This is a genomic window from Marinibacterium profundimaris (assembly GCF_002210095.1).
Lineage (GTDB): Bacteria > Pseudomonadota > Alphaproteobacteria > Rhodobacterales > Rhodobacteraceae > Marinibacterium > Marinibacterium profundimaris.
This window is the reverse complement of record NZ_AQQR01000001.1, coordinates 290,748-303,555: the sequence shown is the minus strand read 5'-3', so window position 1 is coordinate 303,555 and position 12,808 is coordinate 290,748. Positions and strand designations below refer to the sequence as shown.

General features: G+C 66.5%; 10 protein-coding genes. 7 read left to right on the top strand and 3 right to left on the bottom strand.

The annotated features are described in order from the left end of the window. Positions 1-65: 65 nt before the first annotated feature. The 3 genes from ATO3_RS01415 (at position 66) to ATO3_RS01405 (ending at position 3,514) form a co-directional block, all read left to right on the top strand. The gene (locus ATO3_RS01415; RefSeq protein ID WP_088648007.1) at positions 66-812 is read left to right on the top strand and encodes an RNA methyltransferase; all 747 of its coding nucleotides are present in this window, start codon (positions 66-68) and stop codon (positions 810-812) included. 81 nt (positions 813-893) lie between these two features. Beyond that, complete coding sequence (gene ctaA, locus ATO3_RS01410) at positions 894-2,048, top strand: heme A synthase (RefSeq protein ID WP_088648006.1); 1,155 nt, start codon at positions 894-896, stop codon at positions 2,046-2,048. Then, positions 2,045-3,514 (top strand): carboxypeptidase M32, encoded by a 1,470-nt coding sequence (locus tag ATO3_RS01405; protein ID WP_088648005.1) that lies wholly within the window; start codon positions 2,045-2,047, stop codon positions 3,512-3,514. Before ctaA ends, ATO3_RS01405 begins: the two co-directional genes overlap by 4 nt. Positions 3,515-3,717: 203 nt before the next feature. Here ATO3_RS01405 and ATO3_RS01400 read toward each other — a convergent pair whose 3' ends face one another. Both ATO3_RS01400 and gyrA read right to left on the bottom strand, forming a co-directional pair. Beyond that, positions 3,718-4,068, bottom strand: a complete 351-nt coding sequence (locus ATO3_RS01400) for a DUF6614 family protein (protein ID WP_088648004.1) — start codon at positions 4,066-4,068, stop codon at positions 3,718-3,720. Between the two features lie 182 nt (positions 4,069-4,250). After that, positions 4,251-6,998, bottom strand: coding sequence for a DNA gyrase subunit A (gene gyrA / locus ATO3_RS01395; RefSeq protein ID WP_088648003.1), 2,748 nt, complete (start codon positions 6,996-6,998; stop codon positions 4,251-4,253). A 198-nt stretch (positions 6,999-7,196) separates the two neighbouring features. Between gyrA and ATO3_RS01390 the strand changes: the two genes are divergently transcribed. Beyond that, the gene (locus ATO3_RS01390) at positions 7,197-7,460 is read left to right on the top strand and encodes an usg protein (RefSeq protein ID WP_088648002.1); all 264 of its coding nucleotides are present in this window, start codon (positions 7,197-7,199) and stop codon (positions 7,458-7,460) included. A gap of 166 nt (positions 7,461-7,626) precedes the next feature. On the opposite strand, the gene ATO3_RS01385 is transcribed toward ATO3_RS01390, so the two are convergent. Next, positions 7,627-8,580, bottom strand: coding sequence for a radical SAM protein (locus ATO3_RS01385; protein ID WP_088648001.1), 954 nt, complete (start codon positions 8,578-8,580; stop codon positions 7,627-7,629). A 219-nt stretch (positions 8,581-8,799) separates the two neighbouring features. Here ATO3_RS01385 and zwf point away from each other — a divergent pair, with 219 nt between their 5' ends. The 3 genes from zwf to pgi are packed head-to-tail and all read left to right on the top strand — an operon-like array spanning position 8,800 to position 12,553. Then, complete coding sequence (gene zwf / locus ATO3_RS01380) at positions 8,800-10,257, top strand: glucose-6-phosphate dehydrogenase (protein WP_088648000.1); 1,458 nt, start codon at positions 8,800-8,802, stop codon at positions 10,255-10,257. After that, positions 10,254-10,925 (top strand): 6-phosphogluconolactonase, encoded by a 672-nt coding sequence (gene pgl, locus ATO3_RS01375; protein WP_088648683.1) that lies wholly within the window; start codon positions 10,254-10,256, stop codon positions 10,923-10,925. The genes zwf and pgl overlap by 4 nt, the downstream gene beginning before the upstream one ends. A gap of 5 nt (positions 10,926-10,930) precedes the next feature. Beyond that, a complete protein-coding gene (gene pgi, locus ATO3_RS01370) occupies positions 10,931-12,553 on the top strand; it encodes a glucose-6-phosphate isomerase (RefSeq protein ID WP_088647999.1) in 1,623 nt (540 codons plus the stop codon). Positions 12,554-12,808 lie beyond the last annotated feature (255 nt).

Genomic DNA, 12,808 nt, shown 5'->3' with positions numbered 1-12,808 from the left:
GATCCCCTTGCCCTTGTCGTCCGGCGCCCGTACAGCACGGCCCGACCCCAAACCGGACCGATCCCATGCCTTCCGACACGCCCCAGCCCGCCTTCGTCCTTGTCCGCCCCCAGATGGGCGAGAACATCGGTGCCGCCTCGCGGGCGATGTGGAACTTCGGCCTGGACCGGATGCGGCTGGTCGCGCCGCGCGACGGCTGGCCCAATCCCAAGGCGGTGGCGATGTCCTCCGGCGCGGGCCGGCTGCTGGACGACGCGGGGCTGTTCGAGACCACCGCCGATGCGGTGAGCGATTGCGCCTATGTCTTTGCCACCACCGCGCGCTCGCGCGGGTTGACCAAGCCGGTGGTCAGCCCCGAACGCGCCATGACCATGGCCGCCGAGAAGATCGCCGCCGGTGAAAAGGTCGCCGTGCTCTTCGGCCCCGAACGCGCAGGGCTGGAAAACGACGACATCGCGCGGGCCAATGCGATCATCTCGGTCCCGGTGAACCCGGAGTTCGCTTCGCTCAACCTGGCGCAATGCGTGCTGCTGACCGGCTATGAATGGCGCCGGGCCAGCACCGAGATCGACCACGAGCGCATCGAGATGGCCGGCGCCGACTGGGCGCAATCGATCGAGATCGAGAAGCTCGCCGAGCATTACGAACAGCGGCTGGAGGAGGCGGGCTTTTACTATCCGCCCGAAAAGGCCGAGGGCATGAAGATCGTGCTGCGCAACCTCTGGAGCCGGATGCGGCTGACGCGGTCGGACGTGCAGATGCTGCACGGGATCATGCGGCAGATGGTGCGCTGGAAGGAACGCGGCGACTAGGGCGGGCCGGGGCGGCACGGTGCCCGCTGGACGCCGCGCCCGGGGGCCCCTACCTTCGCGCCAAACGGATCAGAGGCAAAGATGACCGGACAACGCAAGCTCTTCGAAGAGGTCGGCACCGAAACGCAGACCCGCCCCGCAACCGCCCCCGGTGGCATCGACCGGGGCCGCGGCGGGGCGCGCGGGCTGGTGCGGGCCTGGCTCATGGTGCTGTTTGCCCTGGTGGTGGCCATGATCGCGGTCGGCGGGCTGACCCGGCTGACCGACAGCGGGCTGTCGATCACCGAATGGGCGCCCGTCGCCGGGGCCGTGCCGCCGATGTCGGTCGAGGACTGGCAGGCGGAATTCGACAAGTACCAGCAGATCGACCAGTTCCACATCCAGAACCAGTGGATGGAACTGGATGATTTCAAACGGATCTACTGGTGGGAATGGGGCCACCGCCAGCTGGGCCGCGTAATCGGGCTGGTCTGGGCGATCGGCTATCTCGGGTTCCTGCTGACGGGCAAGATCCCCCAGGGCTGGAAAGGCCGCCTGATCATTCCCGGCGCACTTGGCGGGCTGCAGGGCGCGATCGGCTGGTGGATGGTGTCGTCGGGCGTGACCCTGGGCGAGGGCATGACCTCGGTCGCAAGCTACCGGCTGGCGGTGCATCTGGGCCTGGCCTTTGTCATCCTGGGCGTGCTGGCCTGGTTCGCGATGAAACTGGGCCGGACGGAACGCGATCTGATGCAGGCCCACCGCATCTCCGAGCGCAAGCTTTACGGCCTGTCCACGGGGCTTTTGCATTTTGCCTTTCTGCAGATCCTGATCGGCGCGCTGGTCGCCGGGATCGACGCGGGCCGGTCCTATACCGACTGGCCCCTGATGGCGGGCCAGATCTTTCCGCCCAATGCCTTCTTTGCCGAGCCGCTCTGGCGCAACTTCTTCGAAAGCCCGGGGCTGGTGCAGTTCATCCACCGCATCGTGGGCTACCTGCTGGCGGCCTTCGGCGTGGTGGTCTGGCTGCGGGGCCGGCGCAGCAGCCATCCGCGCACCCGCTTCGCCTTCAACCTGGTGTTCGCGGTTCTCGCGGTGCAGATCATGCTGGGCATCATGAACGTGCTCTATGCCGCGCCCGTCGGGCTGGCGATCATCCACCAACTGGTGGCCGTGGCGCTCTTCGTCGCGATCCTGCGCGCCCGGTTCCTCAGCCTCTACCCGATCACGACCTCTCTGAAGGAGACCCGCGCATGAGCGCCTATGACGAGCTGATGGCCTTCGCGCGCGAGACCGAGGCGCTGAAGATGATCTCCATGCGGCTGGGCTGGGACCAGGAGACGATGATGCCGCGCGGCGCCGCCGAACAGCGGGGCGAGGAGATGGCGGCGATCGAGTCGATCCTGCACGCCCGCCGCTCCGACCCCAGGGTCGGCGACTGGCTGGCCTCGGCCGCCCCGGAAGACGCGGTGGGCCAGGCCCAGCTGCGCGAGATCCGGCGCGATTACGACAGGGCGACGAAGGTGCCGGCCGACCTGGCCAAGGCGCTGGCCCGGCTGACGTCTCTGGCGCAGGGCATCTGGGCCGAGGCGCGCGCCAACGAGGATGTCGCCGCCTTCCTGCCGACGCTGGAAGAGGTGGTGCGGCTTCGGCGCGAGGAGGCCGCCGCGCTCTCGGCCGGGGGCGATGCCTATGACGCGCTGGTGCAGGATTACGAACCGGGCAGCTCTGGCGGCGAGATCGCCGCGATCTTCGACGCGATGCGGCCCCGGCTGGTGGATCTGCGCGCGGCGATCCTGGACAAGCCTGTGCCCGCCGGCCTGACCGGCACCTTCGATCCGGCGCTGCAGATGGCGGTGTCGGACGCCCTGGCGCGCGCCTTCGGCTACGATTTCACCCGCGGCCGGATCGACACGGCGGTGCATCCCTTCAGTTCGGGCAGCGGCGCGGATGTGCGGATCACGACGCGGACCAACCCTCTGGATCCGTTCAACTGTTTCTACTCGACGATCCACGAGGTCGGGCACGGCTCTTACGAGCAGGCCATCGATCCGGCCTTTGCTTTGACGCCGCTGGGGCAAGGGGTCTCGATGGGGGTGCACGAAAGCCAGAGCCGGATCTACGAGAACCAGCTTGGCCGGTCGCGCGCCTTCACAGGATGGATGTACGACCAGGTGCAGAGCGCCTTCGGCGATCTGGGCCTGGACGGTCCGGACGCGTTCTATGCGGCGGCGAACCGGGTGCAGAACGGCTATATCCGGACCGAGGCGGACGAGGTGCAGTACAATCTGCACATCATGCTGCGCTTCGACCTCGAACGCGCGATGGTGTCCGGCGATCTTCCGGTGAAGGACCTGGAAGCCGCCTGGAACGACCGGTTCGCCGCCGATTTCGGTTATGCGGTGGACAAGCCGTCGAACGGGATGCTGCAGGACGTGCACTGGTCCGTGGGCCTCTTCGGCTATTTCCCGACCTACGCCCTTGGCAATGTCTACGCCGGTTGCCTGCACGAAGCCCTGCGTGCGGCGGTTCCGGATCTCGACGCCCAGCTTGCCGCCGGCGACACCTCGGGCGCCACCGGCTGGCTGAAGGAGAACCTCCAGCGCCACGGCGGCCTTTACACGCCGCGCGACGTGATCGCGCGGGCAAGTGGTGCCGCGCCGTCGGAAGGGCCGCTGCTGAACTACCTGGAGTCCAAGTTCGGCGCGCTTTATGGGCTGTGAGCCGGGCGGTGGGGTATAACCCCACCCTACGGCAACGGCGGGGACGGTGCTCTGTGCGGACCAACCGCTGGCTGGGCCGTTTCGGTCGAGTATTTGGGCAAAGGTGAAGACAGGAGCGTGTCGCAAAACTCCCTGATGGTCTTCATCTTTGCAAAAATACCTCCCGCCGGAGGCTCCCGCAGGTTCAGCCCGCGCAAGGGAGCCTAGAGTAGTGCCATCCGTTCCGCGCGCTCCGGATCCGGAAACGGCCGGTACAACCCGAAGTCCGCTGTCAGGATCTGTTCGTGTACGTTGCGGTACAGCGTTTCGATCTCGTCGCTTTGCTGCCCCAGCATGCGAAAGGCCTGGTCGAGCTGCGCCAGGTCGTTCACCGCGATCTCGAGCATGAAATCCCGGTGCGTCGAAGAGGCCAGGTTCAGCTTGCGCCGGTAAAGCTCCCAGCCGGCGATCACGCCCTTCTCCTTCAGGTGGGACATCCAGGATTCGACGGCCATGGCAAAGCTCAGCGCCTTGGCCTCGTTCTTCAGGTCAATAAAGCAGGTGTAGAGATTCATCGCGGCCTCCCGGTTCGGGGCGCGAGGATGGCAGAGGAAGGTTTCGCGAGGATTAACCCAGCCGGTGTCGTGGGATGACAATCCGGAACCGGGTCCCATGCCGCCCGTGAGAGCACCAGATGCGGGACCCGAACGGCAAGGGGCCGCGCGGGAAACACCCCGCGCGGCCCCTTTGCTGAAAGCTACGCTTCGCCGCCCTCGGAGGCGCCGTCTTCGGCCTCGTCCTCGCCCTGATCGGCGATCCAGGCCACGCTGACGACTTCTTCGCCGACACCGGTGTTGAACACCTTCACGCCGCCCGCACTGCGCGAGCGGAACGAAATGCCGTCCACCGGCACGCGGATCGACTGCCCGCGCGAGGTGGCGAGCATGATCTGGTCGTCCATCTCCACCGGGAAGGCGGCGACGAGAGGCCCGCCGCGCATCGCCTTGTCCATCGCCTGCACGCCCATGCCGCCCCGTCCGCGCAGCGGATAATCGAAGCTGGAACTGAGCTTGCCCGACCCCTTGGAGGTGATCGTCAGGATCAGGTTCTCGGACGCCGACATCTCGGCATAGCGTTCCTGCGGCAGCAGGCTGTCGGCATTGCCGCCGTCCTCGTCGGCCTCGGTATCCTCGACCACGCCGGCCATCAGGCGGCGCATCTTGAGGTAGGCGGCGCGTTCGTCCGGGCTTGCCTCGAAGTGGCGGATGACAGCCATGGACACCACGCGGTCGCCATTCGTCAGCCTGATCCCGCGCACGCCGGTGGAATCGCGGCCCTTGAAGACGCGGACATCGGTGGTGCGGAAGCGGATCGCGCGTCCCGAATCCGTGACCAGCATCACGTCCTCGTCTTCGGACGCGATGCGGGCATTCACCAGCTCGACGCCCTCGGGCAACTTCATCGCGATCTTGCCGTTGCGCATCACATTGGTGAAGTCCGACAAGGCGTTACGCCGCACATCGCCGCCGGAGGTGGCGAAGACGATGTTCAGATCGGCCCATTCGTCCTCGTCCCGGTCGACCGGCATGATCGCGGCGATGGAGATCCCCTGCGGGATCGGCAGGATGTTGACGATGGCCTTCCCGCGCGAGGTCCGCCCGCCGGCCGGCAGGCGCCAGGTCTTCAGCTTGTAGACCATGCCGTCGGTGGTGAAGAACAGAAGCGGCGTATGGGTGTTGGCAACGAAAAGCGTGGTCACCACGTCCTCGTCCTTGAGCCCGCCGCCCGAGACACCCTTGCCGCCGCGCTTCTGCGCCCGGAAATCGGCCAGCGGCGTGCGCTTGATATAGCCGCCGGCGGTGACGGTGACGACCATGTCCTCGCGCTCGATGAGGTCCTCGTCTTCCATGTCGCCGGCCCAGTCGATGATCTCGGTCCGGCGGGGAACGGCGAATTGATCCCTGATTTCAGTCAGTTCGTTCGAGATGATCTCCATGATCCGCTCGCGACTGCCCAGGATGTCGAGGTAATCCTTGATCTTGGCGGCCAGCTCTTCCAGCTCGTCGGTGACCTCGCGCACGCCGATCTGTGTCAGGCGCTGCAGGCGCAGGTCCAGGATGGCGCGGGCCTGGGTTTCCGACAGGTTGTATGTGCCGTCCTCGTTCATCCGGTGGGTCGGATCGTCGATCAGCTGGATATAACTGGCGATCTCGGCGGCGGGCCAGCGGCGTGTCATCAGCTTCTCGCGCGCTTCGGCCGCATCGGCGGAGGCGCGGATGGTCGCGACGACCTCGTCCACGTTGGACACCGCAACGGCCAGACCGCAGAGGATATGGCTGCGTTCGCGCGCCTTGCGCAGCAGGTAGGCGGTGCGGCGGGCGACGACATCTTCACGGAAGTCGATGAAAGAACTTAGGAAACGGCGCAGCGTCAGCTGTTCCGGCTTGCCCCCGTTCAGCGCCAGCATGTTGCAGCCGAAGCTCATCTGCATCGGCGAGAACCGCCAGAGCTGGTTCAGCACCACGTCGGGTGTCGCGTCGCGGCGCAGCTCGATCACGACGCGCACGCCGGCGCGGTCGGATTCGTCCTGCACATGGGCTATGCCCTCGATCCGCTTGTCGCGCACGGCTTCGGCGATCTTCTCGATCATCGAGGCCTTGTTCACCTGATACGGGATCTCGTCCACGATGATGGCGTAGCGGTCCTTGCGGATCTCTTCCACATGGGTTTTCGCGCGTATGATGACGCTGCCGCGGCCCTCGATATAGGCCTTGCGCGCGCCGGAGCGGCCGAGGATCTGGCCGCCGGTCGGGAAATCGGGCGCCGGGATATAGTCGATCAGCTGTTCCGAGGTTAGGTCGGGATCCTCGATCATCGCGAGCGTGGCGTCGATCACCTCGCCCAGGTTGTGGGGCGGGATTCGGGTGGCCATGCCGACGGCGATGCCTTCGGCCCCGTTGACCAGCATGTTCGGAAAGCGCGCGGGCAGGACCGTGGGTTCGCGGTCCTTGCCGTCATAATTGTCTTGGAAATCAACGGTATCCATGTCGATATCGTCGAGCAGACCGCGTGCGGCCTTGGCGAGGCGGACCTCGGTATACCGGAAGGCGGCCGGTGGATCGCCGTCCATGGAGCCGAAGTTGCCCTGGCCGTCGAGCAGCGGCAGGGACATCGAGAAGTCCTGCGCCATCCGGACAAGGGCGTCGTAGATCGCCGAATCCCCGTGCGGGTGATACTTGCCCATGGCATCGGCCACGGGGCGCGAGGACTTGCGGTAGGGCTTGTCGTGGGTGTTCCCGACCTCGTCCATTGCATAAAGAATACGCCGATGCACCGGCTTCAGCCCGTCGCGCAGATCGGGGATCGCGCGGCTGACGATGACGGACATCGCATAGTCGAGGTAGGAGGCCCGCATCTCGGCCTCGATGGAAATCGACGGTCCGTCATACGCTGGACGTTCCGGCTTTTCCTCTTCGTTTTCAGGCGGTTCGGGAGTATCGCTCACGTCGCGTGCCCAATCTTATGGCAGGATCAATATCTTGTGTCGGCACTCTAGCAGACCCGGAACATAAGGTGCAATGGCTGCCGGGGCCCCCATTTGGCAGCCACCTCGGCTGGCTGCCAACACATTGTTTTTATTGAAAAGTTAATGTCGCGCTGGAAAGCTCGTCGGCACCTAACAAGATCGAGGTGGCGAGACAAGATGACAGAGACCGAAATGATGCTGAAAGGCTACGGGCTGACCACGGCGGAAATCTTCTACCGGATGCCGGATTATATCCATGTTCTAAACAGCTTCGTGTGGCAGGACTACGATGTCGCGCCGGATCACCCGAAGCTGTTCGAATTCATCGAGTTCTGGCAACGCGAAATCGACGGGCCGCTGCATTCGGTGCGGTTCTCGCATCGCAAGATGATGAAATCCGGCGAATGGCGGAACGTGGTGGGGGAATTCACCTACCATTGAGCGGCGTGCTTGTGGGGGTCCGCCGGGGGGCGCTGCCCCCCAGACCCTCCGGAGGTATTTGGGCAAAGATGAAGCAGGGGGCGGCGCCCCGGATTGACCGTTTTGTACAAGGTCGCGCGCCGGGTTTGTCCATTTTGTACAAACTGAAACGCGGGTTTCGGGGCGGTCAGGCGGAGCAGCTGGCGCCGCCGAGGACGCAGAACTTGGCGCAATGCGGGTGGTTGAGGGCGACGTCGGATTCCGCCTCGGCCAGGGTCTCGCCCAGTTCGAATTCGGGCGCGTAGGGCAGCAGCGTGCAGGCAAGGACCGCGGGGCGTTCGGCGCCACGACGTTTGACGACCATGCGCGACGACGCACACATCACCGCGTCGGGGGACTTGCCCAGGATCGACCAGCAGTCGGTGGTGATCTCGGGGACCTCGACGGAGGTGTCCATCTCGGGGAAGAGCACGGTCTGGGCGGGCGAGGCGGCGTCGATGTCGTAGCCGCGCGCGGCGAAGAGCGCGGCATAGCCTTCCCGGGCCGCATCGTCGCTTTCGTGCCAGAGCGCGCGGCCGGCGACGGACATGGTGAAGCCGTTGTCGCGAAGCCAGTCCATGCCGTCGAGCGTGCGCTCGTAGGCACCGGTGCCGCGTTCGGCGTCGTGGTGGCGCGGCTCGTGATGGTCGAGCGAGATTCGCAGGGTGAGCCTGTCGCCGAAGCGGTCACGCAGCCACAGCAGGCCGTCGCGCATCGCGGGGCGCATCATCGGGCGCATGGCGTTGGTCAGGATGAGCACGCGATAGCCGGCCTCCAGCGAAAGGTGCGCCATCTCGATCATCTGCGGATTCATGAAGGGCTCGCCCCCGGTGAAGCCGATCTCGGTCACCGGCCAGCGCCGATCGCGCAGCTGACCTAGGAAGGCCGCGACATCCTCGGCCGTCAGGTAGACGAGGGCGTCGTTGGTGGGGCTGCTTTCGATGTAGCAATTCTGGCAGGCGATATTGCAGAGCGTCCCGGTGTTGAACCACAGGGTCTCGGGGTGCGACAGGGCCACCGTGGCGCGGCGCTCGCCGGTCGCGGTCAGTGCGGGGTTCCGGAACTTGCCGGCATTGGCGGGATGCTGCGTGCCGTCTTTCATGTCTGTGCTCATTCCTCGGGCTGTCGCGCAGCTTACCTATCCCGCGGGAATTGGAAAGCAATGGTCCGGCGCCCTGTCAAAGACGTGATAAGGGTTTGTTTGCGGGCATGATTGCGCTAACAGGTGCCGAGCGCCAAGCAAAACCGGCCGCAGCGGTGTCGAGCGATGTCGACCGACAGGGACATGTCGGGTATCAAGGCGGCCAAAGGGAGAAAGCATATGGTATCGCGCGTCATTCCCGTGGATCCTTTCGACCTGGTCATCTTCGGGGGCACCGGAGACCTGGCCCGTCGCAAGATCCTTCCTGCCCTCTTTCATCGCTTTCACGCAGGCCAGATGCCGGCAGAGGCCCGCGTCATAGGCGCCGCCCGGGGCGAGATGTCGACGGAGGACTTTCGCGCCTTCGCGGCCGAGGCACTGGACGAGTTCGCGCCGGGCCAGGACCGGGTCTGGGTCGACGAGTTCCTGCAGCGTCTGGATTACGTGACCGTCGACGCGCGCGGCGAAGACGGCTGGGGCGATCTGGGCGAGAAGCTGCGGCCCGACGTGGTGCGCGCCTTCTATTTCTCGGTGGCGCCGGCGCTTTTTGCCGATATCGCCGAACGGCTCAGCCAGCATGGCCTGACCGACGCGACCAGCCGGATCGTGGTGGAAAAACCCTTCGGCAAGAACCTGGAAACCGCGCGGGCGCTGAACCGGACGATGGCGTCCTATTTCGACGAAAGCCAGATCTACCGGATCGACCATTACCTGGGCAAGGAGACGGTGCAGAACCTGATGGCGATCCGATTCGGCAACATGCTGTTCGAACCGCTCTGGAACAGCCAGTTCGTCGATCACATCCAGATCACCGTGGCCGAGACCGTGGGCGTCGGCGGGCGCGGCGAGTATTACGATACCTCGGGTGCGATGCGCGACATGGTGCAGAACCACCTGATGCAGCTTCTGTGCCTGATCGCCATGGAGCCGCCGGCCAAGTTCGACCCTGATGCGGTGCGCGACGAGAAGCTGAAGGTGATCCGCGCGCTGGACCCGGTGCCGCCGCATCACATCGTGCGCGGCCAGTACGAAGAGCTGGAGGATGACGAGGGCCGTCATCCAAGCTACCGCGAGGCGGTGGGCAATCCGCGCTCGCGCACCGAAAGCTACGTGGCGTTGCGCACGACGATCTCGAACTGGCGGTGGGCGGGCACGCCGTTCTACCTGCGCACCGGCAAGCGGCTGAAGGCGCGGTCGTCGGTCATCAACGTGATGTTCAAGCCGATGCCGCATTCGATCTTCGGCACCGAGGCGGGCGAGCATCAGAACACGCTGTCGATCCGGCTGCAGCCGAACGAGGGGATCACGCTGGGCGTGACGATCAAGGAGCCGGGGCCCGGCGGCATGCGGCTGATCGACGTGCCGCTGGACATGACCTTTGCCGAGGCGCTGGGGCCGGACGGGCACCATGCGGATGCCTACGAGCGGCTGATCATGGACGTGATCCGGGGCAACCAGACGCTCTTCATGCGCGGCGACGAGGTCGAGGCGGCCTGGGCCTGGACCGATCCGATCATCGAGGGCTGGGAATCGCGCAACGATGTGCCTAAGGGCTATGCCTCGGGCAGTGCCGGTCCGGCGGATGCCGAGCTGCTGCTGCGCCGGAACGGACGGGAATGGCGGGGGATCAATCCGTGACTTTGGAAACCTATCCCGATCGCGAGATCCTCGCGATGGATGTAGCCGACAAGCTGGCCTCGGAGCTGCGCGCGGCGCTGGCGCAGAAGGATGTCGTGTCGCTGGCGGTGGCCGGGGGCACGACGCCGGGGCCGATCTTCGACGTGCTCTGCGACGTGGACCTGGACTGGGACCGGGTGCGGGTGTTGCCCACGGACGAACGCTGGGTGCCCGAGGACGATCCGCGGTCGAACGCGAAGCTGATCCGCGAACGGCTGCTGACCGGCCGGGCCGCGGCCGCCGTGCAGGTGCCGATGGCCGCCGCACCGCAGGATCCCGACACGGCGCTGGCCGAGCTGGAGAGCCGGATCGCGCCGCTGCTGCCGCTGGATATCGTGGTGCTGGGGATGGGGGCGGACATGCATACCGCCTCTCTCTTTCCGGGCACGCCGGGGCTGGCCGATGCGCTGGCGCCCAATGCGCCCGTGCTGGCCGTGCTGCGCCCCGAAAGCCAGCCCGAGGTCCGGGTCAGCCTGACCGCGCGGGTGCTGCAGGATGCGATGCGGACCCATCTGGTGATCACCGGGGCCGACAAGCGCGAGGCCCTGGACCGGGCGCGCCAGCTTCCGCTTGAAGAAGCGCCCGTGCGGGCCATTCTCGGCGGTACGACCATTCACTGGGCGGAGTGACGTCAATGTTCGATTACCTCGTGGAGCTGCGCGCCAGAAGCGCGGAGCGTCATATGCTGGACCTGTTCGCCGAGGATCCCGACCGCGCGGCCACGTTCTGCGCGGCGACCGGCGACATGCGGCTGGATTATTCCAAGACACAGATCACGGCCCGGATCCGCGACGAGCTGGTGGCGCTGTGCGATCAGGTCGACCTGGCCGGGCGCCGCGCGGCGATGTTCGGCGGCACGCCCATCAACGAGACCGAAGGCCGTGCGGTGCTGCACACGGCGCTGCGCAACCTCGATGGTGGGCCGGTGATGGTCGACGGGATCGACGTGATGGACCAGGTGCGCGAGACTCTGGTGGACATGCAGCGCTTTGCCGAAGCCGTGCGGTCCGGCGAGAAGCCGGGCGCGGGGGGCAGGATCACCGACGTGGTCAACATCGGGATCGGCGGCTCGGACCTGGGGCCCGCGATGGCGGTGGAGGCCCTGTCGCCCTATGCCGACGGGCCGCGCTGTCACTTCGTGTCGAACGTGGATGGCGCGCATATCGCCGACACGCTGCGGGGCCTCGATCCGAAGACCACGCTGCTGATCATCGCGTCAAAGACCTTCACCACGATCGAGACGATGACCAACGCGCGCACCGCCAGGGCCTGGATGACCGAGGGCGGCGGGGATCCTTCGTTGCAGATGGCGGCGCTGTCGACGGCCGAGGACAAGACCGCGGCTTTCGGCGTGCTGCCCGAGCATGTCTTCGGTTTCGCCGACTGGGTCGGCGGGCGCTATTCGGTCTGGGGGCCGATCGGGCTGTCGCTGATGATCGCGATCGGGGGCAAGGCCTTCGAGGCCTTTCTGCGTGGGGCCGAGGCGATGGACGTGCATTTCAAGGCGGCGAAATGGTCCGAGAACCTGCCGGTGATGCTGGCGCTGGTGGGGATCTGGCACCACCAGGTCTGCGGCTACGGCACGCGGGCGGTGCTGCCCTATGACCAGAGGCTGGACAAGCTGCCCGCCTATCTGCAGCAGCTCGAGATGGAATCGAACGGCAAGTCGGTGACGATGGATGGCGTGGCGCTGGACGTGCCCTCGGGCCCTGTGGTCTGGGGCGCGCCGGGGACCAACGGGCAGCATGCCTTCTACCAGCTGATCCACCAGGGCACCGCGGTGGTCCCCTGCGAGTTCATGGTGGCCGCCGTCGGGCACGAGCCCGACCTGGCGCATCACCACCGGCTGCTGGTGGCCAATTGCCTGGCGCAATCCGAGGCGCTGATGCGGGGCCGCTCGCTGGACGAGGCGCGCAAGCGGACGGAGGCGCAGGGGTTCTCCGGCGCCGAGCTGGACCGCCAGGCGCGCCACAGGGTGTTCCCGGGCAACCGGCCGTCGGTCACGCTGGTCTACCCGCAGCTGACGCCCTTCGTGCTGGGCCAGATCATCGCCGCCTACGAGCATCGGGTCTTCGTCGAGGGGGTGATCCTGGGGATCAACTCTTACGACCAGTGGGGCGTCGAGCTGGGCAAGGAACTGGCGACGTCGCTGGGCCCGATCGTCGACGGCGAGGAGACGGCGGAGGGCAAGGACGGCTCTACCGCGGCGCTGGTGGAGTTCGTGCATCTGCATGGCGGGGCAGCCGGGGGAACCTGAGCGGTCCCGATCCGGCCGTTGGCCGGGGAATTTTGCGGGGGTTGTGCGGGGCGGGGGCGCGCGCAGCGCGCCCCCGCCCCGCACCCGGGCGCCGCCGAAGGCGGCGCAACCGCGCCCGCAGGGCGCGGTGCCTCCGGCGGGAGGTATTTCTGCAAAGATGAAGAGAGGGGTGCGCGCCCCGGGGGCTGGCGTCCTGCCCGGTTCGGGGGGTGGTGATCGTCCGCGCAAGGCGTCCGGCGGTGGCGCCTGTGGACA